The sequence below is a fragment of the Novosphingobium pokkalii genome, assembly GCF_014652855.1.
In the GTDB taxonomy this organism is placed as follows: Bacteria; Pseudomonadota; Alphaproteobacteria; order Sphingomonadales; family Sphingomonadaceae; genus Novosphingobium; species Novosphingobium pokkalii.
In genome coordinates this window covers 1-21733 of the sequence record NZ_BMZP01000005.1, presented here as the reverse complement: position 1 = coordinate 21733, position 21733 = coordinate 1, and the positions used below count along the sequence as shown (strand labels likewise).

The window sequence follows — 21733 nt, the reverse complement described above, 5'->3', positions numbered from 1 at the left end:
CCCAATCTGTTCTTGTCGTCCAGCGCCCTAGCGGCGCACATCACCGCCGCTGGCGGAAAAGGCCTCGAGTTCGCTTTTGCCGATGGTGCACATGTCACCGGGCTGGGAATGCTTGAGCGCGGCATAGGCCAGGCCTGCCTGGGCCATCGCGGCTGCGTCCTGGCCTTCGAGCCAGGGGTGCAGCACGCCGGCGGCAAAGGCGTCGCCCGTGCCGATGCGGTCGACAATGCCGGTCACGTCCACTTCGGCGGTCTGGTGCGCGGTCTCGCGCCCGTCCACCCGCGCGGCCAGGCGGTGGTGGTCCGGCCCGGCGATGTGGCGCGCGGTGGAAGCGATCCATTGCAGGCGCGGGAATGCGGCAAAGGCGGCCTGCGCGGCCTCGCGCCGCCGCTCCGCGCCATCGCCGGAAAAGGGCTTGCCCAGCAACAGCGCGATATCGCGGTGGTTGCCGATCATCACGCTGGCCGACTGCACCAGCCCGGTCAGGATCGCGCGCGGGTCGCTGTCCCACGCTTCCCACAACAGCGCGCGGTAATTGCCGTCAAAGCAGATCGGCACGCCCGCCGCATCGGCCGCCGCCACGGCCGCCTGGGCCAGGGCGACACCGCCCGGCCCCAGCGCGGGCGTGATGCCGGACAGGTGCAGCAGCGCCGCGCCATCGAGCGCTGCGGCAAAGTCGAAGTGCTCAGGATCCGACAGCGCGAACACGCTGCCGGCGCGATCATAAGTGATCGCCGAAGGCCGCAGGCCCGCGCCGCTTTCCAGGAAATAGAGCCCCATGCGCCCCATTGCCCGCCCGACATGGCGGGTATCGACCCCCGCTGCACCCAGCGCGGCGCGGGCCTTGTCGCCCAGCGGGCTGGCAGGCAGGCGGGTGAGCATGGCGGTGCGGTGGCCCAGCGCCGCCAGGCCCGCCGCCACGTTGGCTTCCGCCCCGCCGACCACCAGGTCCAGGCTCTCGCTCTGCGCCATCAGCCGCCGCCCGGGCGTCGCCAGCCGCAGCAGAACCTCGCCAAAGCAGACGACGTGGCCCGAACGCTGGCTCATCGCGCCAGCCACCCGCCATCGACGGCCAGGACATGCCCGGTGACATAGTTCGACGCCGGCGAAGCAAGGAACACCGCTGCCCCGGCAATGTCGGAGGGATCGCCCCAGCGCCCGGCCGGAATGCGTTCCAGGATCTGGCGGTTGCGGGTTTCATCGGCCTGGAGCGCGGCGGTGTTGTTGGTGGCGATATAGCCGGGCGCGATGGCGTTGACCTGCACGCCATGCGGCGCCAGTTCGTTGGCCATGGCCTTGGTCACCCCGCCCACGCCGGATTTGGCGGCGGCATAGCTGGGCACACGGATGCCGCCCTGGAAGGTGAGCAGCGAGGCGATGTTGATGATCTTGCCGCCGCCTTGCGCCACCATGCCGCGCGCGGCGGCCTGGCTCAGGAAAAACAGCGTCTTGAGATTGGTGTCGATCACCGCGTCCCAATCCGCCTCGCTGAATTGCAACAGGTCGTCGCGGCGGATGATCCCGGCGTTGTTGACCAGGATGTCGATCCGCCCCAGCGCCGCGACCGCCTCTTCCACCACGCGCGCCACCGGTTCGGTGCTGGAAAGATCGGCCGCGATGTTCACCGCGCGGCGCCCGGCCTTCTCGATCAGGGCCAGCGTTTCGGCCGGTTCGGAGCGGCCGGCGAGGGCGACGTCGGCCCCGGCATCGGCCAGGGCCACGGCAATGGCCTGGCCGATGCCGGTGTTGGCCCCGGTAACAAGCGCGGTCTTGCCGGCAAGGCTGAAGGAAATGGCCATGGCTGCTTACTTCAACTGGCAGATGTCGAGCACGTTCATGTCGGTATAGTCGAGGTTTTCCCCGCCCATGGCCCAGATGAACGCATACTTCTTGGTGCCCGAACCCATGTGGATCGACCACGGCGGGCTGATCACCGCTTCCTCGTTGCCGATCACGATGTGGCGCATGCTGTCGGGCTCGCCCATGTAGTGGAACACGCGGTCGTTTTCTTCCGCCAGATCGAAGTAGAGATAGATCTCGCTGCGGCGGTCATGCAGGTGCGGCGGCATGGTGTTCCACACGCTGCCTTCCTCCAGCACGGTGAGGCCGAGCAGGAGCTGCGCGCTCTCGCACACGCCGGGAATGACGAGCTGGTAGATCGTGCGCTGGTTGGAATTGGCGAGGTCACCACGCGCCAGCGGATTGGCCTTGTCGAGCGGAATATGCTTGATCGGCAAAGCCTTGTGCGCGGGCGTCGAGGCCAGATAGAACCGCGCGCCTTCGCCTTCGAATACCACCTCTTCGCTGCCCATCGGCACGTAGAGGCATTCCTTGTTACCCAGCGCAAAGCGCTGCCCGTCCACCGTGACGAAGCCCGGCCCACCGATATTGACCACGCCCATCTCGCGCCGTTCCAGCAACGAATGGCCCGCTGCACTGGCCGGCGCGGTCTGGCGCGGCAGGGCCAGCGGCGCGGCCCCCGGCACCGCCCCGCCAATCACGAAGCGCTCGTTGTGCGAATAGTTCAGGTTCACTTCGCCCGCCACGAACATGCCCGTCACCAGATAACGATCGCGCAGCGCCTCGTTCGAGACGCCCTCCATCATGTCCGGATGCGTGGCGTGATAGGTCTTGCAGAACATGGCGCGCTCTCCCTTTCGCTGTCGGGGCGTGTGGTATCGGGTTTTGGTAACCGGTGTCAATGGGGTGGCAAAAGGCTTTTTCGCCTTTCTCCTGCCCGGGGAAATCAGTCCTGCACAGGCACCGCTGAAGCGCGCCGCACCAGGTCCGAGGGGAAAAACGCCGGCTCGCGCGCGGCGCTTTCGGGGCGCGTCAGCTTGCGTGCGGCCGTGCGGGCCATGTCCCGGATCGGCCAGCGCACGGTTGTCAGCGGCGGCCAGATATGCGCGGCGATGGCGGTATCGTCAAAGCCGATGATCGAGAGATCCTGCGGCACGCGCAGGCCGCGTTCGCAGGCCGCATGCAGCACCCCGGCAGCCATTTCGTCGTTGCTGGAAAAGATCGCGGTGGGCGGATTGGCGCCGCCGAGCAGGGCCTGCCCGGCTTCGAGCCCGGATTCGAATCGGTAGTCCCCCCGCGCCAGCAGGGCCGGATCGATCGTCAGCCCGGCCCGGCCCATCCCGGCGATGAAGCCCAGCTCGCGCTCGCGGGCCGAGCGGAAGCCGTCCGGCCCGGCGATGAAGCCGATTCGCCGGTGGCCCAACTCGGCCAGCCAGGCCACTGCCTCGCTCACCGCTTCCTGGTCGTTGGACGCCACCAGATGCGCCTCGTCGTCCAGCTTGGCCGATCCCATGCGCACCACGGTACAGCCCAGATCGCGGCACAGCCGGGCCAGCTCGTCGTTTTCTGAAAGCGGCGGCAGCAGCATCACGCCATAGAGGCGCTGTTGTTCGATGAAATGGTGAATGTCGTCGAGCAGGGTGGGCGAGTGGCGATCCACCGGGCGCACCACCAGCGCGAATTCGGTGCTGCGAATGGTATCGAGAATGCCTTCCTGCACCCCCAGCACCATCTGCGCGTTGGGGTTGTCGTGGATCAGGCCGATCAGGAAATTGCGCCGCAGCGCCAGGGCGCGGGCCTGGGGATTGGGCACGTAATCGAGCTGCGCGATCACTGCCTCGACCTTTTCGCGCGTGGCCTGGTTGAGCAGCGGCGACTTGTTGATCACCCGGCTGACGGTCTTTTTCGAGACTCCGGAAAGGCGCGCCACATCGTTGATCGTGGGTTTCTGCGCTTTGGCCATGGGGGATGTTCTCGCTTCTCGTCGTGCGCTATTTTTTCCGACTTGCCTTCACCAATCGGAAAAGGCAAGATGACACCGGTTACCTTGCTGCGACACGCAGGCTGCCCCATCAAAGGCGGGGCGCAGGGGGCCAGGTTCAATGGCGTAGTATCGGGATTTGACACCGGTTTCCATCCGTGTGCCGCCCGATCCGCCCGGGATGGGTTGGGATGGATTTGACGCAAGAGGCAAAGGCCGTGGCCGAAGCATTTGTGGCAGCGCGGCGCGAGAGGCGCCCACTGGCCACCTATCCCGGAGCAGCGCCGGCCGATCTGGCCGGGGCCTATGCCATCCAGGATGCCGCGCTGGCCCTCGATGGCCGGCAGGTGGTCGGGTGGAAAGTGGGCCGCATCAATCCGCCCGACGATGCGCGGCTGGCCAGCAATCGCCTGGCCGGGCCGATCTTTGCCGATAGCGTGGTGATGCCCGGCGCGGGCCAGGTGCCGGCCATGCCGGTCTTCGCGCAAGGCTTTGCTGCGGCCGAAGCGGAATTCCTGCTGCATGTGGCCCCCGGTTGGGCCGGGGCCGTGCCGGTTGACGATGCCGCGACGCTGGCCCTGCTCGATGCCGTCCACATCGGCATCGAGATTGCCAGCTCGCCCTATCCGGGCATCAACGACGATGGCCCGCCGGTCACCGTTTCGGACTATGGCAACAATTATGGCCTGGTCGTCGGCGCGCCGCTGGCTGGGTGGCAAAGCGTTGATTTTGCCTCTATCGCCGTGACCGTGGCGATCGATGGCGCGGTCGTTGGCGCGGCCACCACGGCCACCATGCTCGATGGCCCGCTGGGCGCGGTGCGGTTCCTGCTGGGCAACCTGGCGGCACGCGGCATTGATGCCGCTGGCGGGCTGTGGGTTTCGACCGGCGCGGTGACCGGGGTTCATCCGGTCACGCCGGGACAACAGGTGCGCGCCACTTTCGCTGGCCACGACGGCGTGGACTGCACCATTATCGCCGCCTGAGGTCGGGCGGGCGAGGATCAAGCCGGCAGGGTAACAAGCCCGCCGATTTCGGGAGTTGAAGCAATGGAAGCGCAGATCGAGCAGGATCGGTTCACGCCTGGCTCTCCTGCCACGGCCAAATCGGGCCGCACGCGCTGGATCGTGGTGGCGCTGCTGTTTGCCGCCACCGCGATCAACTATATCGACCGGCAGATGATCGGCGTGCTCAAGCCCACGCTGGCTGCCGATTTCCATTGGTCGGAAACCGATTTCGCCGCCATCGTGTTCTGGTTCCAGGTGGCCTATGCTATTGGCTACCTCTCGTTCGGCAAAGTGGTCGATGCGCTGGGTGCCCGACTGGGCTATACCATTGCCATCGTCATCTGGACGGTCAGCCACATCGCTCATGGCTTTGCCACCGGCCTCGTCTCGTTTGCCTTGGCCCGGTTCGGGCTGGGCATTGGCGAAAGCGGCAATTTCCCCGCCGGCATCCGCGCCGTGACCGACTGGTTCCCCCAGCGCGAGCGGGCCTTTGCCATTGGCGTGTTCAATGCCGGGGCCAATGTCGGCGCGATCATCACCCCGCTCCTGGTGCCCTTGCTGGTGCTGTGGTTCGATTGGCGCATGGCCTTTTTCGTCACCGGCCTGTTCGGCATCCTGTGGGTGCTGGCCTGGTGGCTGCTCTATCGTCACCCGGAACAGCACGGCCGGGTGAGCCCGGCGGAACTGGCCTGGATCCGCCAGGATCCGGCCGATCCGGTCACCCCGATCGGCTGGGCGCGGCTGCTCACGGTCAAGGAAACCTGGGCCTATGCCCTTGGCAAGTTCCTGATCGACCCGATCTGGTGGTTCTTCCTGTTCTGGCTGCCGGGCTATCTGTTCACGCGCTACAATCTCGATCTCAAGAGCTTTGGCCTGCCGCTCGCCGCGATCTACCTGATTTCGGACCTGGGCAGCATTACCGGCGGCTGGCTGTCCTCGCGCCTGATCAAGGCCGGGCGCACGCCCAATGCCGCGCGCAAGATCACCATGCTGATCTGCGCGGTCTGCGTGCTGCCGATCTGGTTCGTGCAGGGGGTGGACAGCATGTGGTGGGCGGTCCTGATCATCGGCCTGGCCACGGCCGCGCATCAGGCGTTTTCCGCCAATCTCTACACCCTGCCTTCCGACGTGTTCCCGCGCGGCGCGGTCGGCTCGGTGGTGGGCATTGGCGGCACGGTGGGCGCTTTTGGCGGCATGGGCATGGCGCTGTTTGCCGGTTACATCCTCGATGCCACGCACAGCTATGAAGTGCTCTTCGCGATCTGCGCCAGCGCCTATCTGGTGGCGCTCGCCGTGGTCCACACGCTCAGCCCGCGCCTGGCGCCGGTGCGGATCGAGGCCTGACCATGGCCGGGGTCGATCGGCGGGGCGCGCTGGCGGGTGCGGTTGGCCTCGCCGGGATGGCGGGCGTGCCTGCGCCGGCAGCCCGCACCGCGCCCGATCCACGCGGGTTCGACAACCAGCGCCTCGCAGACCTTGGCAATGGTCGCTATCGCAATCCGATCATGGCTGGCGATCATCCCGATCCTTCGATCCTGAAGGACGGCGATGATTACTACATGACCTTTTCCACGTTCGATTCCTATCCCGGCCTGGTCATCTGGCATTCGCAAGACCTGCTCAACTGGCAGCCGATCACCGCCGCGCTGACGCAGAACGTCGGATCGGTCTGGGCGCCGGACCTGTGCCGCCACCAGGGCCGCTATTTCATCTACTTCCCCGCCAAGAGCAGCCCCAACGCCAACTATGTGATCTGGGCCGATCACATCGCGGGGCCGTGGAGCGCGCCGATCGACCTGCACTTGCCCGATCACATCGATCCCGGCCATGCCGTGGGCGAGGATGGCTCGCGCTGGTTGTTCCTGTCGGGCGGAGACCGCGTGCGCCTGGCCGATGATGGCCTGTCGACCGTGGGCGCGGTGCAGCATGTCTATGATCCCTGGCACTATCCGCCCGATTGGGACGTGGAAGGGTTTTCGCCCGAAGGCCCCAAGATCGTTGTCCATGGCGGCTGGTTCTATCTGATCACGGCGGTGGGCGGCACGGCCGGCCCACCCACCGGGCACATGGTCATCGCCGCGCGCTCCCGCTCGATCCACGGGCCGTGGGAAAACTGCCCGCACAACCCGATCGTGCGCACGCGCAGCCGCGAGGAAGCCTGGTGGTCGCGCGGGCACGCCACGCTGGTCCAGGGACCGGGCGGGGACTGGTGGTCGGTCTATCACGGCTATGAGCGCGATTACTGGACGCTGGGGCGCCAGACTCTGCTCGATCCGGTGGAATGGACCGCCGATGGCTGGTTCCGCATGCGCGGCGGGGACTTGTCCGCGCCGCTGCCGGCGCCGCATGGCGGGCGCAAGTCCGGCCCGCATGGCTTGCCCCTGTCCGACGATTTCGCGACGCTGGAACTGGGCCGTCGCTGGAATTTCTTCAAGCCCGGCGCGGACGAGGCAAGCCGTGCGCGCGTCGCCGATCACTGCCTGCATCTGGCCGCGCGCGGCACGGCACCGGCCAATTCCTCCCCCCTTCTGCTGATTGCCGGGGACCAGGCCTATCAGTTTGAATGCACGATCGAGATCGATCCCGAGACCACCGCCGGGCTGCTGCTGTTCTATGACCAAGCGCTCTATTGCGGGCTGGGGTTCGACACCGCGCGGTTCGTCACCCACCAATATGGCATGGAGCGGGGACGCCCGGCCAATCCCCATGGCGCCCGTATGCGCCTGCGGGTGCGCAACGATCGGCATATCGTGTCGTTCTTCACCAGCGGCGATGACGGCCGCACTTGGCAGCGCTTTGACCGGGGCATGGAGGTTTCGGGCTATCACCACAACGTGCGCGGTGGCTTCCTGATGCTGCGCCCCGGTCTCTATGCGGCGGGCAAAGGGGAAGCCCGCTTTCGCGATTTCCGTTTTCGTGCGCTGGATTAGAGTCCGCAAAGGACGCCAATTGCCTTCGTCACCCCGGACTTGATCCGGGGGCACTTGATGCCCTCGGTGGCGGAGGACCCCGGATCAAGTCCGGGGTGACGGTGAAAATGAATAGAAATCTGTCTGGGAGAATTGCCGTGCCCCATCCGCTCCTGCGTGGCGCTTCGCTGCTTGCGCTGGTTCTCGCTGCTTCGGCAGCCCGTGCTCCCACAGCGCGCGCCACCCCCGCCGATGGCCTGCTGTTCCACGCGCCGATGGACACCGATTTCACCGCCACCACGGCGGGCGGCGATGCCGTGCCCAATTTCCAGAGCGACGCGGCGACCGTGCCCGATGGCGCCGTGGGCGGGGCCGGGCGCTGGGGCGATGGCGGCTATGTGGCGTGGAATGCGCCGGGCAACATCTATGCCCAGCGCGGCACGGTCTCGTTCTTCTGGCGCAGCCACACCCCGGTGGGCGAGGCGCCCTTCGTGATTTTCCGCGCCGGGGCGGCCGATCATTCCAGTTGGGACATGGCGTTCCTGCGCATCGACTGGAACGGCCACGGCTTCGACGCTTTCGTCACCGACGCCAACCTGTCGCGCGTGCGGGTGAGCTGGGCCATCCCGACGCCGCCCGCGCCCGAAGCCTGGCACCACCTGGCTTTCGCCTGGGACGAGGCGCGCGGCGTCACCCTGTTCTGGGACGGGCGCGAAGTGGCGCGCAAGGCGCAGGCGGCCGATCTCGACATGGGGCTGGATCAGTTCGGCCTGGCCGGGCGGGTGATGGCGCCGCACCAGGTGCAGAGCCGCTACAACTTCATGCGCGGCTCCGATCTCGACGATATCCGCGTCTACGATCACATGCTCGATGGCGCGGGGGTGGCGGCGCTCGCCGCGCGGCACGATCCCGCTGCTCCGGCGCCCGAAGCGCCCGATCGCGCCGCCTGGCTGCACCGCTTTGGCTGGGACAGCCAGAGCCCGCCGGTGCTGGCCGATCCGGTCACCACCGTGCGCAAGGTGGAATTCGCCGACGCGAAAGACCTCAAGGAATGGATGTGGAAAGGGGTGGACGGCATTGCCGAAACCACCTGGCCCGGCGTCTACAACCGCTCCCGCCTGCCGGGCCGCGACGACTATTTCGAGCTGCCCGACTGGAACGTCTATGTCGAAGGGGGCAAGGCCTATAGCCTGACCGTGCCGCCCGGCACTGCGTTCAACCGCGTGGAAATCCGCGGTGCGGCCTATGGCGCACTGGAATGGTCAGCTGATGGCCAGGCTGGCTGGCGCAAGCTGGCGCAGCGGCCGCAGGGCGTGGTGCGCTCGGTGACGCAAACCGGGCCGCTCACCGGCGGCGTGCTGCGCTTCACCAATGTGATGCAGGAACAGCCGATCCAGGAAATCTGGGCCTATGACATCCACCCCGGCGTGGTGCCCGATGGCACGTTCCAGTTGCGCTATACCGTGCGCAGCGCCGCGCCGACCGATCTGGGCGCGCTGGCCCCGCTCAATGCCTTCATCGCCGGCCGCTATCCCATGGCAGAGCGGGCCACGGTGGTGGCCCTGCCCAGCGAGGGCGTGCGCGCCGCGGTGGGCGCTGGCAGCGCGGCGGGCAGCGGCACGGTGGTGCGCCAGCAGGGCGCGCACCTGCCGCTGGTGCATGTCTTGATCCCCTCGAACTTTGGCGATGCGCCGGCCGGGCGGCCGCTGGCGCGGGCGTGGAACTATGGCTGGGAAAACAGCCATGACGGCCTCGATGGCGTGGCGCTCGATCTGCCGCCCATCCACGCCACGCCCGATGCGCGCGGGCTGATCCCGCTCGATATCCGGGTGAAAGACCCGATCTGGCCGCAGCGCGACATGATCGACGTGCAGGTCTCGGTGCGCCCCGGCGAAGCGCGCACGCTCTGGCTCGACTTGCGCGACCGCATACTCACCGGCGACAGCCTCTATCTGACCGTGGCCTCGGCCGCGCCCGATTTCGGCGCCACTTCGCTCGACGGCATGGGCGTGCGCCTGGTGTTCAAGGACCGCGCCGAGGCAATCAAGGAGCATGTCGCCGATCGCTTCAACCAGGTGAAGGACAACTGGGCGTTCCTGGTGGAGGAACACACCGCGTCCAAGCGCGAGGCGCTCTATCGCCGGCTCCATGGCGATATCACCGATCTCTTGCGGGTGGACCCGGACAATCTGGAAGCGCGGCGCTATTGGGCCGATATCGGCTATTCCCAGGCGCAATTGCCGCCTTTCGTCCAGCCCACGCCGCCCAAGGGCGTGCCGCTCTGGGCGTTCCGCCAGTTGGAAGACCTCAAGCTGGCGCGACAGTTCGTCAACTGGTGGATCGACAACCGCCAGGTGCCCTACGGCGATTTCGGCGGCGGCATTTCCGACGATACCGACCTGACGCAGCAATGGCCGGGGCTGGCGCTGATGGGGGTGGACCCTGACAAGATCAACGCCTCGCTGCGCGCGCTGTCGGACGCGGTCTACAAGAACGGCATGATCGTCAATGGCTTGAGCTATATCACCAGCGACGAGTTGCACGTCTATGAGGAAGGCATCAATGCCGATGCCGAACGGCTCTACCTGAACTGGGGCGAGCCCAGGGCGGTGGAGCGGATGATGGCCACGGTCAAGGCGCTGGGTGGGCTGATCCGCACCAACCCGGCCGGGCACATGCACATTTCCTCAAGCTGGTATGGCGGGCGCAAGATCTATCGCGACGAGCCCTGGGCCTGGCAGAAGCCCTATGGCTGGGTGATCATGCACACCCCGATCCTCTTGGGGCTCTACAACGCCGATCCCACCGCGCGCCATCTGGTGACCGGGATGGTCGATGGGCTGCTCGCCCACGGCAAGCAGGGCGCAGATGGCCTCTGGCGCTTTCCCAACGACATAAGCTGGAACAGCGATGCCGAGCGCGCAGGCGATGGCGGCGGGGCCAGCCTGCCGATGCAATCGGCCTGGGCGGCCTGGCGCTTTACCGGCGATGACAAGTACTTGCGGCCCGTGTTGGGCCGGCTGGTGCCTGGGCAGTTCGGCGCGCTGGGCGAATTGAACGAGAACGTTCTGACCGTGTTGAACCAGCGTGCCGCGTGGCAGGGCACCACGCTCAAGGCCGCGCAAGGCGGCAACGACGTGGCCCGGTTCGAGGCGTGGAACAGCACCGGGAACCGCGCCTGGCTGGAAGCGCTCAATGCCGCCGGCATCGCCGACAAGGCGCAGCACATGTACATGTACACACAGGGCCACTGGTGGACCGACCGGGTGGAGGCGCCCAACGAACTGCTCCAGCGCGAGCGGCTGGGCGGCATTGCCCTGAAACGCAACCAGACCTGGCCGGGCAACGCGGTAAGCTGGCGCTTTGCCGATCCCGAAGCTGCGCTCAAGGTGGCGATCCTGGTGCGCGACGCCACGCCCGAAGGCTTTACCGTGATCGCCCACAACACCACCGCGCAGGAACAGCGGGCGCAGATGGGCACCTGGAACGTGGTGGCCGGCACCTGGACGATGACGCAAGGCGTGGCGCCCGACGATGGCGACGCGGCACAAGGCCCGGTGCAGACACACGCGGTGGAAATGGAACGGGGCGGTTCCATTCCCGTGGCCTTCGCGCCGGGGCAGACCACGGTGATGACCTTCCGCCTGAACCAGCGCGCCGCCGTGCAGCCCGAACATCGCCCCGATTGGGGCATCGGGAGCGATGACGTCACCCGCCAGGGCGCAACTCTGCGTGTGCGCGTGCACAGCCTGGGCAGCGTGGCCGCGCCGGCTGCCGTGTTGCGCCTGGAGACGGCCGAGGGCCAAGTGCTGGCCAGTGCGCCGGTTCCGGCCTTGCCCGCGCCCATGGACCTGACACCAAGCACCGCCACGGTCACGCTGCCGCTGCCCAAGGGTGCCAGGCCGGGCCTGCGCCTGCGCATCGTCAGCGACGCGGCCGAAGTGACGCAGCGCAACAATGTGGTCGTGCTGGAGAGCGGCACGTGATCGCGCGCGCCATCCTGGCTCTGGCGCTGGCCCTGCTGCCCGCCAGCGTGGAAGCACGGCAGACCCTGTGGCGCTTCGACAATCTCGCGCACATTGGCCACATGGCCCCGCAAGTGCTGGGTCATCCGCAGGTGCAGCGCACCCCTGAGGGCAAAGCGCTGGTGTTCGATGGCGTGCAGGATGCGCTGATCCTGCCGCGCCATCCCTTGGCCGGAGCGGCGCAATTCACCGCCGAGGCGCTGTTCCGCCCCGATGGCGGCGCGTTCGAGCAGCGCTGGCTGCACTTGGCGAGCGATGATCAACCCGGCCGCCCGCCGGGGGAAACGCGCATCCTGTTCGAAATCCGCGTGGTCGGTGCCGCGTGGTATCTCGATACTTTCGTGAAAGGGCCAGGCTATGCCCAGGTGCTGGTCGATCCGGCCCGGCTGCACCCGCTGGGCCGCTGGTATCACGTGGCGCAGACTTTCGACGGCACCACGTATCGCAGCTATGTCAACGGCGTGCTGGAAGGCGAAGCGCGCGTGGCCTTCACCCCGCAGGGGCCAGGCAGCGCCAGCGTGGCCATGCGCCGCAACGGCGTGAACCACTTCCACGGCGCGATCGCCCGCGCGCGCTTCACCGATCGGGCGCTGGCCCCCCGCGATTTCCTGCCGCTGCCGCGTTAGGCCGGCCAGGCCCAGACGCTGCGCGCCAGACCGACCGCTTCGCCCGCCTGCGCTTCCAGCACCAGCGAGATCACGTGTTCCTGCTCGCCCGGCGGCAGCGCGGCGGCGAGCGGGCCAGGCGCGGCATCGGCCTTGCGCGCCACCAGCGTGCCATCCACCCACAATTGCGCCTTGCCGGCCACACTGGCGAAGGCCACGCGCCCGCCGCGCAGCGCGAGGTCGCGGCGCGGCGTCAGGCGGGTTTGCAGCAGGGTATAGCCCGGCGTGGCCGGCGCTTCCTCCAGCCGCCCGGCGCGCACATAGGACAAGGCGCGCCAATCGCTGCGCGCCAAGGCCTGCGCGCCATCGGGCAAAGTCGCGGCAAAGGCGGTGCGGCGCCATTCGCTGACCGGCTGCGCGCCGGGGGTTGCGGCGAGCGCGGGCATGTCGTTGGCCTGCGGGGCAAAGCCGATGGTCACCCGCGCCACCGGCAGCCCGGCCACTTGCGCGGTCAGCGTCAGGCGGCCCTGCCCGGCGGGCGCGCGCACCAGCACTTGCGCCAGCCCGGCATAGAGCCGGCGGCTGCTGGCCTGTTCGCTGTCATGATCGTTGGCATCGCCATTGCCCACGCCGATGATCTCGCCCCCGCCGGTCAGCGTGAACGTCACGCGGTCGGTCGCGGTGGGCACATGGCGGCCGGCGCTGTCGAGCAGGTCCACGCTCACCGGCTGCACGTCGCGCCCGGTGCCGGCCATCATCGCCCGGTCTGCGGTCAGGCGCAGGCGCACCGGCGCGCCGGTGGTCTCCACCCGCGCCCGCGCCACTTCGCGCCCTTGCGCATAGCCCACCGCTTCCAGCCGGCCCGGCGCATAGGGCACCTGCCAGCTTGGCGCGGCAAAGGGATCGACGGTCTTGCGGCCGAGCGAAGCACCGTTGAGAAACAGCTCCGCCTCGGCTGCATTGGTCGGCACCATGACCTGGATCGCCTGGCCTTCGCGGCCCGGCCAGTTCCAGTGCGGGCCGATGGCGATCACCGGCTGGCCGTCCAGCCACTGCGCACGGCGGATGTGATAGGCCATCTTGGCAAAGCCGCACAGGTCGAGAATCCCGAACGAACTGCTCGCCGCCGGCCAGGGCAGGGGCGTGGGCTCGCCATGGTAATCGAACCCTGTCCACACGAACGTGGCGCCCATGAACGGCCGGCTGCCGATGCGGCGCCAGCTTTCGGTGTGGGTAAGGCCCCATTCCGGGGCATTGGTGTCATACGATCCGAGCACGTTGCGCTGCTCGTCGTTGCGCCATTCGCCGCGCGTCATCACCGCGCTGGTGTCTTCGGTGCTGATGATCGGGCGATCGGGATGGGCGGCGTGATAGCGATCGTACCACTCGGCGCGATAGTTGAAGCCGACCAGATCGACCGCATCGGCGCCGTTGAGCGGGGTGAAGAAGCCGTCGTTCATCGCCGCCGTCACCGGGCGGCTGTCGTCCAGTTCCTTGACCACGGCCGCCAGGCGGCGCACCATTTCATAGCCTTGGGCGCTGCCCTGCATCGGTTCTTCGTTGAGCACCGACCACATGATCACGCTGGGCCGGTTGCGATCGCGCCGCACCATCCAGCGCAGATGCGCGGCATAGTCGGCGCTGGGGTTGAAATGGCGGTTCTCGTCCATCACCAGCATGCCCAGGCGATCGCAGGCGTCGAGCAGGGCCAGCGACGGGGCATGGTGGCTGGAGCGGATGGCGTTGCAGCCGATATCCTGCAAGCGGCGCACGCGCCATTCCACCAGGGCGTCGGGCAGGGCCACGCCCACCCCGGCGTGATCCTGGTGAATGCACACGCCCTTGATCTTGAGCGGCTTGCCATTGAGGAAAAAGCCCTTGTTCGCATCGAAGCGGATGGTGCGAAAACCGAGGCGCAGGCGTCGCCGGTCGATCACCTGCCCGTTCCGGAGCAGATCCACTTCCAGCGTGTGCAGCAGCGGGGCCTGCGTGGACCACAGCGCCGGGTCGGTCACGGCAAGGTCGCAGCCCGCCTCCACCGTGGCCAGCGCCGCCGGACTGGCACTGGCCTGCCCGCGCGCCAGTTCGCGGCCATCGGGGGCGATCAGGCGCACGTCGATGGTGGCGGGGCCAACCGGTTCGCTGGCCTCTGCGCCGCCACCGGCGTTGTTGAGCGTGACGCGCACCGGCACGGTCCAGGTGCCACCGGTCTGCCCCGGCGCGGCGGGCCGGGGATCGGCATGGATGCCATCGGTGGCGATGTGCAGCGCCGGGCGCACCGCCAGCGCGCATTCGCGATAGAGCCCGGCGCCTTCATACCACCAGCCTTCCATCGCCTGGGCATCGACGCGGATGGCGATCACGTTGGCTTCCTCGCCATAGCGGGCGAACGGGGTGATATCGATGTTCTGCTGCACATAGCCGGAAAAGCTGTGCGCCACGGGAATGCCGTTGAACCACACCGTGGCGTTGGTCGCCATGCCGCCCAGTTGCAATTCCAGGTAGCGGCCGCGCCAGGCTTCCTCCAGGCGCAAGGTGCGGCGATACCAGCCCACGCCCCGGCGGCGATAGCCCCAGGCGTTGTTCTGGTCCGCCTCGATCGGATGCTGGATCGCCCAGTCGTGCGGCAGGCGCACGCTGGCCCAGTCGCCATCGTCGAAATCCTGGCCTGCCGCGCCCGGCGCGTTGCCGGTCTTGGTCACGGCGTAGGTATCGTCGTTGCCGCGCGGCGGTGCCACGGCAATGTCGCCTTCAAGGAAACGCCAGCCATCGTCGAGGCGGCGCAGGCTGGGATCGGCAGGGGGCAGGGGATCGAGAAGGCGGCCGAACGGCACCGGCATGTCGGGCGACAGCGGCGCGCCGTCGCTCATGGCCACGCCTTGCCTCGCCGGGGGCGCTTCAGCCGCCCGCGCCATCGCGCCGCCCAGGCCGGGCAGGGCGCCCAGCACCACGCCGGACGTGCTGGCGGAAAGCAAGGTTCTGCGGTCGATCATGCGTGATGCCCCTGTGCCGCGCCAGGCACCTTTCGCGCTGCCCGACGCATGAAACCAATTGCAGACTAGTTGATCGTATTTATCCGATCAGTGCAAGCGCAAGATGCCGCGAAAGCGAAATTGGACAGGCCGCCTTATTGTGTTTCTGGCGGAAATTGGCGGTTTTGCGCTCAAATTTGCTGAAAATGGTATTGACCGTCCGCAATCGGATTGACCAATTCAAGCAGGTGGGCATATTGTCTGATAAATGAAGCCTGCTCTCCCGCTCCCCCTGCGCAAGGCCTGGATCCTGGCCATCGCTGCGCTGCTGGCGTCCCCGGCCATGGCGCGCGACGAAGCCGTGCCGCTGGTGCACGATACCGGCCAACCGGGCGCTTTGCTGCTGGCCGGCGAAGGCCACGCCCTGCCGATCCTGACCGATCCGCACGATGCCGAGGTGGTGCGCCGCGCCGCGGCCGATCTGGCGCAGGATATCGCCACGGTCAGCGGCGTGAAGCCGGTGGTGCGATCCGGCGGCCCGCGCGGGGGCAATGCCGTGGTCATCGGCACGCTGGGCCACAACCGCGCCATCGATGGCCTGGTGGCGCGCGGCCGCCTGTCTGTCTCCGGCCTGGCCGGCGCGTGGGAAAGCTTCGTCATCGCCACGGTGGACCGCCCCTGGCCGGGCGTGGACCAAGCGCTGGTGATCGTGGGCAGCGACCGGCGCGGCACCGCATACGGCGCTTATGAACTGGCGCGCGCGATCGGCGTTTCGCCCTGGGCGTGGTGGGCCGATCTGCCGCCGCGCCACCGCGATGCGCTGTGGCTCGATGCCGGATTGCATCGCTTCGGCCCGCCATCGGTCAAGTATCGCGGCATTTTCCTCAATGACGAGGACTGGGGCCTCTATCCCTGGGCGGCGCAGACCTATGATCCCGCCTATGGCAACATCGGCCCGCGCACCTATCAGCGGGTGTTCGAGTTGATGCTGCGGCTCAAGGCCAACACGCTGTGGCCGGCGATGCACAAGACCACCCGCGCCTTCAACGCCGATCCGGCCAACGCGCGCCTCGCTGACAGCTATGGCATCGTGATGGGATCATCCCACGCCGAAGCGATGCTGCGCAACAATGTGGGCGAATGGAAGGACGATCCCGCCCGCTTCAACTACGCCACCAACCGCGCCGGGGTGCGCGCCTATTGGGACGAGCGGGCGCGGATCAACGCCGGCTATGAAAGCCTGTGGACCGTGGGGCTGCGCGGGCTGCACGATACCGGCATGGTCGGGGCACCGACCATGGCCGCGCGCCAGGCCCTGCTCGACCAGGCGATTGCCGACCAGCGCGCGATCCTCGATGCCCATGTGCCCGGCGGCGCGGCGCGGGCCGGGCAGATTTTCGTGCCTTACAAGGAAGTGCTGGATATCTATCGCGCCGGCATCCACGTGCCCGACAATGTCACCATCGTCTGGCCCGACGACAATTTCGGCTATATCCGCCAGTTCCCCAGCCCCGCCGAAGCCGCGCGATCGGGCGGGGCCGGCGTCTATTACCACTTGTCGTACCTGGGCTATCCGCTGGCCTATCTCTGGCTCTACACCACGCCGCCCGCGCTGGTGCAGGAAGAGATGCTGCGCGCCTATGACGCGGGGGCGCGGCAGTTGTGGATGGTAAACGTGGGCGATATCAAGCCGGCCGAGATCGGCATCAGCCATTTCCTCGACCTGGCCTGGGACGTGGAGCGCTGGCGCGGGACCAGCCAGCATGCCTATCTGGCGCAGTGGCTGGGCGCAGCGTTCGGGCCGCAGGCGGGCGAGGCCGGGGCCGATCTGCTCGACGCGCATTTCCGCCTCAACATGGTGCGCCGGCCCGACCACCTGGAATGGCCCGCGCACGAGGAAGACCGCCATCTCAGCAGCCTGACCCCGGCGCAGGTCGATGCGCGACTGGGCGAAATGCGCCGCATTGCCGCGCATGCCGAGCAAGTGGGGCAGGGCCTGCCGGCCGACCGCCGCGATGCCTGGTTCGAGCTGGTCGGCTTTCCGCTGGGCGCGGCGGCGGCGGCCAACGTGCGCTTCTTTGCCGCCGAACGCTTTGACGAACAAGTGGAAGTCGATCCCGCAGCGGCGCGCAGCGCCGAGGGTGCGGTGGCCCAGGCCGAGGCAGACATTGCGGCGCTGACCCAGCGCTACAACACCGGCATTGCCGGGGGCAAATGGCGCGGGATCATGCCCGCCGAGCCGGCGGACAGCCAGTGGCGGATCTATCGCCCGCGTCCTGTGGTCACGCCTGCCCCGTTGCTGCGCAGCTCGCCGCAGGCCTTCTTCCAGCGCGTGGACAGCGCGCCACCGGCCCGGCCCGATGGGCTCGCCCCGCCCCGCGAAGCGGCCGGCTGGCGCTGGATCGACGGGATCGGACCGCGCGGCGGCGCCCTGATGGCGCAGGCGCCGGGCGCGACGATGGCCTTCACGCTCGATCGCACTGCGCCGGGCGCCGCCGCGCTCGATATCCTGCCGCTTTTTGCACAGGGCGATGCGCGCAGCCTGCATCTGGCGGTTGCGCTCGATGATGGCCCGCCGCAGGATATCGTGGTGCCGCGCCAGGTGGGCGACGCGGCCTGGGTGGCGGGCGTGCTCGACAACCGCTTGCGCCTGCCCCTGCCGTTTGTGCTGCCGGCCGGTCATCATCGCCTGCGCGTGGTGGCCCAAGGCAGTGGTATCGGTGTGATCGCCCTGGTCGATACGTCCCAACCATGATGGAACCTGCGCCAATGAAACGCTTGCTTGCGCCTCTGCTTGCCACGATTGCCGGTTGCACCCTGGCCGGATCGGCCTTTGCGGCATCCGATCCGCTGGCGCCGACCGGGCAATGGAGCGCCAACACGCGCGGCCAGGCGCAGACCCCACCGATGGGCTGGAACAGTTGGAATGCGTTCGGCGCCGATATCGACGAGACCAAGCTGCTTGCTTCGGCGCAAGTGCTGGTGGACAGCGGGTTGGCCGCCAAGGGCTATCGCTATGTCGATATCGACGATGGCTGGTGGGCCAAACGGCGCATGCCCGATGGCCGCATGCTGGTGCGCACTTCGGCCTTTCCTTCGGCGGTGACGGCCGATGGCGCCACTTCGCTGCGGCCGCTGACCGACCGGCTCCACGCCATGGGCCTGAAGGCCGGGATCTATTCCGACATCGGCCGCAACGGCTGCAACCAGGTGTTCGGCGCGCCCGATGCGCCGGGTCTGCCCCAGGGCACCCAGGCCGAGCGCGAGATCGGGCTCTATGGCCATGTCGAGCAGGACATCGCGCTCTATTTCCACGAGTGGAACTTCGACCTGATCAAGGTGGACGGCTGCGGCATCCGCGCATTGGGGCCGGACAATCCGCGCGTGAAGGCCGGGCTCTATCGCCCGCTGGGGCCGGTCATCGATTTCGACGAACTGCCCCGCACCGATATTGCCGAAGTGCGCCGGCTCTATGGCGCGGTGGCCGATGCCCTGGCGCGGACGCGCCCCGCGGGGGACTATGTGCTGTCGCTGTGCCTGTGGGGTTCGGCCAACGTGCGCAGTTGGGGCAAGGACCTGGGCAACATGAGCCGCACCAGCGAGGATATCTCGCCGACCTGGGCACGCATGCTGCACAACCTCGACAGCACGGCGCGGCGCCCGCTCTATGCCCATCCCGGAAGCTGGAACGATCCCGACATGCTGTTCATCGGCAAGGGTGAATTCGATGCGACCCATGCCGTGGAAGCGCGATCGCACTTTGCATTGTGGGCCATGGAAAACGCCCCGTTGCTGATCGGGATGGACTTGCGCCAGGCCAATGCCGAGCAGATGGCGCTGCTGGGCTGGAAAGCGGCGATCGCGCTCAACCAGGATCCCGCCGGCAACCAGGCGGTGCTCGCCTATGACAGCGCCGAAGTGCAGATCTACGTGAAGACGCTGGCCGATGGGACCAAGGCCGTCGCCCTGCTCAACCGCAGCGCGGCCGCAACCCACGCCACGCTGACCGCCGCGCATCTCAAGCTGGTGGGAGAGATCGCGACGACCGACCTGTGGACCGGCAAGTCCGGCCGCTTCACCGACGAGACGACAGTACCGCTGGCCCCGCACGAGACCGTGCTGCTCAAGGTGTCGGGCCGACGTCGCCTGCCCGACGGGCTCTATCTGTCGGAAATGCCGGGCCGGGTGAACCCGGCGGTGGATGGCGTGGTGCAGCCGCAGCCCGATCCGCTGGTCCATCGCGGCCTGTTGCCGTGGAACGACACGCGCGGCACCGGGGAGCATCCGCGCTATGGCGGTTGGGGCGGCGCAGCGGTGGATAGCGGGCCTTACGGGCAGGAATTGCAGGCCGGCCACGAGAAGATCGACACCGGCATCGGCATTCTCGCCGGTTCGCGGCTGCAAGTGCGCAATGCAGGACAGGCGCGCTTCACCGCGCGGGTGGGCGTGGACGATGCCGCCTGGGGCAACAGCGGCGCCGTGACGTTCCAGGTCTACGGCGACGGGCGCCTGCTCGCCCAGTCCGCGCCGCTGCGGGCAGGGGCCGCGCTGGTGCCACTTGCCGCCGATGTGCGCGGGGTGCGCCTGATCGAACTGGTGACGCGGCCGGCGCGAGCGAGCGATGCCCCCGATCCGGTGATCTGGGGCGAGGCGGCGCTGCGCAATTGAACCAAGGCGTTTCATTGTGATGAAGAACTGGGCAGCATGGTGGGCGGCGGCCCTGGCCCTCGCGCTGGCAGTCATGCCGGCAGGCTTGCGCGCGGCCGATCCGGCGTGGGACCGGCCCCACGCGGCCAATCCCCTGCTGCCCGGCTATTTCGCCGATCCGACGATCGTTCATGACGGCAGGCGCTGGACCATCTTTGCCACCGCAGATCCCTGGGGCGGCGATCACCTGGCGATGTGGCAATCGACCAATGGCCGCGACTGGACCTGGTCGCAGCCGGCCTGGCCCAGCAAGGCGGCCGCCACCAGCCCGAGTTCGGGCGATGCCATGGTCTGGGCGCCTTCGGTGGTGAAAGGGCGCGACGGGCGCTGGTGGATGTACGTTTCGGTCGGCAGCGAAGTGTGGGTCGGCAGCGCCCCGGCGCCGGGCGGTCCATGGGCCGACGCCAACCACGGCCGCCCGCTGATCCCCGGCAATTTCCGCCCCGGCTTCCACATGATCGACGCCGAGGCTTTCATCGACCGGGATGGCCAGGCCTGGCTGGCCTGGGGCTCAGGGCTGAACTGGGTCAACGGCCATTGCTTCGTGGTGCGCCTGGCGGCGGACATGGTGCATTTTGCCGGGCCGGTGGAGGACGTGACGCCCACGCATTATTTCGAGGCGCCGTTCCTGCTGCGCGCGCGCGATGGCTATGTCCTGTCCTACAGCGCGGGCAACACCACGCGCGATACCTATCAGGTGCGCTATGCCACCGGGCCAAGCCCGCGCGGGCCGTTTACCGAGGCGCCCAACAGCCCGATCCTGCAAACCCAGCCGGGTGACGCGATCATCAGCCCGGGCCATCACGCCTTTTTCCGCAGCGGCGGCCGCGCCTTCATTCTCTATCATCGCCAGGCCTTGCCCTGGCGCGCCGGCCAGCCCGAAACGCTGCGCCAGGTCGCGGTCGATGGACTTGAAATTTCGCCGGGGCCACGCCTTCTCGTGCGTGGCCGCTGGGGTCCGGGGGTCGATCATGCCGGGGTGGCCGTGCCTGGCTGGGCGGCGCATCGCACCACCGGCCTGCCCTGGCGCGCGTTGGGCGGAACGGACCGCGCCGCCTCTGACGACAACTTTGCCACGCTGTGGCGCCCCAGCGCCGATCGCCGCCTGGTGGCAGATCTGGGCCGCGTGCGAGCCTTGCGCGAAACCTGGCTGCGGCCGGAATTCCCCGACCGCGCGATGCGCGTGTCGCTGTCCACCTCGCGCGACGGGCGACACTGGCGCGCCGTGACCGGGCCAGTTGCGCGCAACGGATCGCCGATCCATCTCGGCCGCAACCTGACAGCGCGCTATCTGCGGCTCGATCTGCTGGACGACAAGCCGATGGGCCTGTGGGAATGGACGATGCTGCCGCGATAGAGTGCGATGACAAAAAGTGGGAACCGGTTTTTGTCGAAAATCGCACGACCACAAATATCTAGGCCGTAAACTCATAAATGGCACCCCCGAGGCGCCAAAATGGCGAACATATCGGGCCGAAGTGACCGCCGCGAAGGCTGGTGGCCTTTGCAAGGGCACTTTGGGCCGAGATGGAAGCCATTTTGGCGCCGCTTCGCGGTTTGACCCAAAGGCCCCCTCGCAGCGTCGAAAGCACTTGAAATATTGCCGATATTCCTGCGCGCTTTCTCCTCGCGACGGGGCCTTTGGCCTCAAACCTCGGGGGTGCCATTTATGAGTTTACGGCCTAGCACTACTTTGGCAGAAGTGTGATTTTTGGGATTCCCAAGGC

13 protein-coding genes are annotated in these 21733 nt (G+C 67.9%); 8 read left to right on the top strand and 5 right to left on the bottom strand.

Features of this window, described 5'->3' with window-relative positions; all coding sequences use genetic code 11:
- Positions 1–27: 27 nt before the first annotated feature.
- The 4 genes from IE191_RS06815 to IE191_RS06800 all read right to left on the bottom strand — a co-directional run bounded on the left by IE191_RS06815 (position 28) and on the right by IE191_RS06800 (position 3763).
- Positions 28–1047, bottom strand: coding sequence for a sugar kinase (locus tag IE191_RS06815; RefSeq protein ID WP_191323624.1), 1020 nt, complete (start codon positions 1045–1047; stop codon positions 28–30).
- Entirely contained in the window at positions 1044–1799 is a 756-nt protein-coding gene (gene kduD / locus IE191_RS06810; RefSeq protein WP_191323623.1) for a 2-dehydro-3-deoxy-D-gluconate 5-dehydrogenase KduD, read from the bottom strand. Before kduD ends, IE191_RS06815 begins: the two co-directional genes overlap by 4 nt.
- A 6-nt stretch (positions 1800–1805) precedes the next feature.
- The gene (gene kduI / locus IE191_RS06805) at positions 1806–2642 is read right to left on the bottom strand and encodes a 5-dehydro-4-deoxy-D-glucuronate isomerase (RefSeq protein WP_191323622.1); all 837 of its coding nucleotides are present in this window, start codon (positions 2640–2642) and stop codon (positions 1806–1808) included.
- A 104-nt stretch (positions 2643–2746) separates the two neighbouring features.
- Positions 2747–3763, bottom strand: a complete 1017-nt coding sequence (locus IE191_RS06800) for a LacI family DNA-binding transcriptional regulator (RefSeq protein ID WP_191323621.1) — start codon at positions 3761–3763, stop codon at positions 2747–2749.
- 209 nt (positions 3764–3972) lie between these two features.
- Between IE191_RS06800 and IE191_RS06795 the strand changes: the two genes are divergently transcribed.
- The 5 genes from IE191_RS06795 (at position 3973) to IE191_RS06775 (ending at position 12348) form a co-directional block, all read left to right on the top strand.
- Complete coding sequence (locus IE191_RS06795) at positions 3973–4767, top strand: 2-keto-4-pentenoate hydratase (protein WP_191323620.1); 795 nt, start codon at positions 3973–3975, stop codon at positions 4765–4767.
- Between the two features lie 63 nt (positions 4768–4830).
- Positions 4831–6132: an MFS transporter gene (locus tag IE191_RS06790; protein ID WP_191323619.1), complete on the top strand. Its 1302-nt coding sequence runs from the start codon at positions 4831–4833 to the stop codon at positions 6130–6132.
- A 2-nt stretch (positions 6133–6134) separates the two neighbouring features.
- The gene (locus tag IE191_RS06785; protein WP_191323618.1) at positions 6135–7718 is read left to right on the top strand and encodes a family 43 glycosylhydrolase; all 1584 of its coding nucleotides are present in this window, start codon (positions 6135–6137) and stop codon (positions 7716–7718) included.
- Between the two features lie 137 nt (positions 7719–7855).
- Positions 7856–11683: a LamG-like jellyroll fold domain-containing protein gene (locus IE191_RS06780; protein WP_229815155.1), complete on the top strand. Its 3828-nt coding sequence runs from the start codon at positions 7856–7858 to the stop codon at positions 11681–11683.
- Positions 11680–12348 (top strand): LamG domain-containing protein, encoded by a 669-nt coding sequence (locus IE191_RS06775; RefSeq protein WP_229815154.1) that lies wholly within the window; start codon positions 11680–11682, stop codon positions 12346–12348. Before IE191_RS06780 ends, IE191_RS06775 begins: the two co-directional genes overlap by 4 nt.
- Here IE191_RS06775 and galA read toward each other — a convergent pair.
- Entirely contained in the window at positions 12345–15320 is a 2976-nt protein-coding gene (gene galA / locus IE191_RS06770; RefSeq protein WP_191323616.1) for a beta-galactosidase GalA, read from the bottom strand. The two genes, IE191_RS06775 and galA, sit on opposite strands and share 4 nt — an antisense overlap.
- Before the next feature lie 247 nt (positions 15321–15567).
- Here galA and IE191_RS06765 point away from each other — a divergent pair, with 247 nt between their 5' ends.
- The 3 genes from IE191_RS06765 to IE191_RS06755 are packed head-to-tail and all read left to right on the top strand — an operon-like array spanning position 15568 to position 21363.
- Positions 15568–18054, top strand: a complete 2487-nt coding sequence (locus IE191_RS06765; RefSeq protein WP_191323615.1) for a glycosyl hydrolase 115 family protein — start codon at positions 15568–15570, stop codon at positions 18052–18054.
- Positions 18055–18068: 14 nt separating this feature from the next.
- A complete protein-coding gene (locus tag IE191_RS06760) occupies positions 18069–19967 on the top strand; it encodes an NPCBM/NEW2 domain-containing protein (RefSeq protein WP_191323614.1) in 1899 nt (632 codons plus the stop codon).
- 19 nt (positions 19968–19986) lie between these two features.
- On the top strand, positions 19987–21363 hold the full coding sequence (locus IE191_RS06755; RefSeq protein ID WP_229815153.1) for a family 43 glycosylhydrolase: 1377 nt from the start codon (positions 19987–19989) through the stop codon (positions 21361–21363).
- Positions 21364–21733 lie beyond the last annotated feature (370 nt).

Coding starts and splice junctions, on each gene's coding strand:
- IE191_RS06815 (WP_191323624.1), bottom strand. CDS start 1,047: ATGAGCCAGCGTTCGGGCCACGTCGTCTGCTTTGGCGAGGTTCTGCTG.
- IE191_RS06795 (WP_191323620.1), top strand. CDS start 3,973: ATGGATTTGACGCAAGAGGCAAAGGCCGTGGCCGAAGCATTTGTGGCA.
- IE191_RS06790 (WP_191323619.1), top strand. CDS start 4,831: ATGGAAGCGCAGATCGAGCAGGATCGGTTCACGCCTGGCTCTCCTGCC.
- galA (WP_191323616.1), bottom strand. CDS start 15,320: ATGATCGACCGCAGAACCTTGCTTTCCGCCAGCACGTCCGGCGTGGTG.
- IE191_RS06760 (WP_191323614.1), top strand. CDS start 18,069: ATGAAACGCTTGCTTGCGCCTCTGCTTGCCACGATTGCCGGTTGCACC.
- IE191_RS06765 (WP_191323615.1), top strand. CDS start 15,568: ATGAAGCCTGCTCTCCCGCTCCCCCTGCGCAAGGCCTGGATCCTGGCC.
- IE191_RS06785 (WP_191323618.1), top strand. CDS start 6,135: ATGGCCGGGGTCGATCGGCGGGGCGCGCTGGCGGGTGCGGTTGGCCTC.
- kduD (WP_191323623.1), bottom strand. CDS start 1,799: ATGGCCATTTCCTTCAGCCTTGCCGGCAAGACCGCGCTTGTTACCGGG.
- IE191_RS06800 (WP_191323621.1), bottom strand. CDS start 3,763: ATGGCCAAAGCGCAGAAACCCACGATCAACGATGTGGCGCGCCTTTCC.
- kduI (WP_191323622.1), bottom strand. CDS start 2,642: ATGTTCTGCAAGACCTATCACGCCACGCATCCGGACATGATGGAGGGC.
- IE191_RS06755 (WP_229815153.1), top strand. CDS start 19,987: ATGAAGAACTGGGCAGCATGGTGGGCGGCGGCCCTGGCCCTCGCGCTG.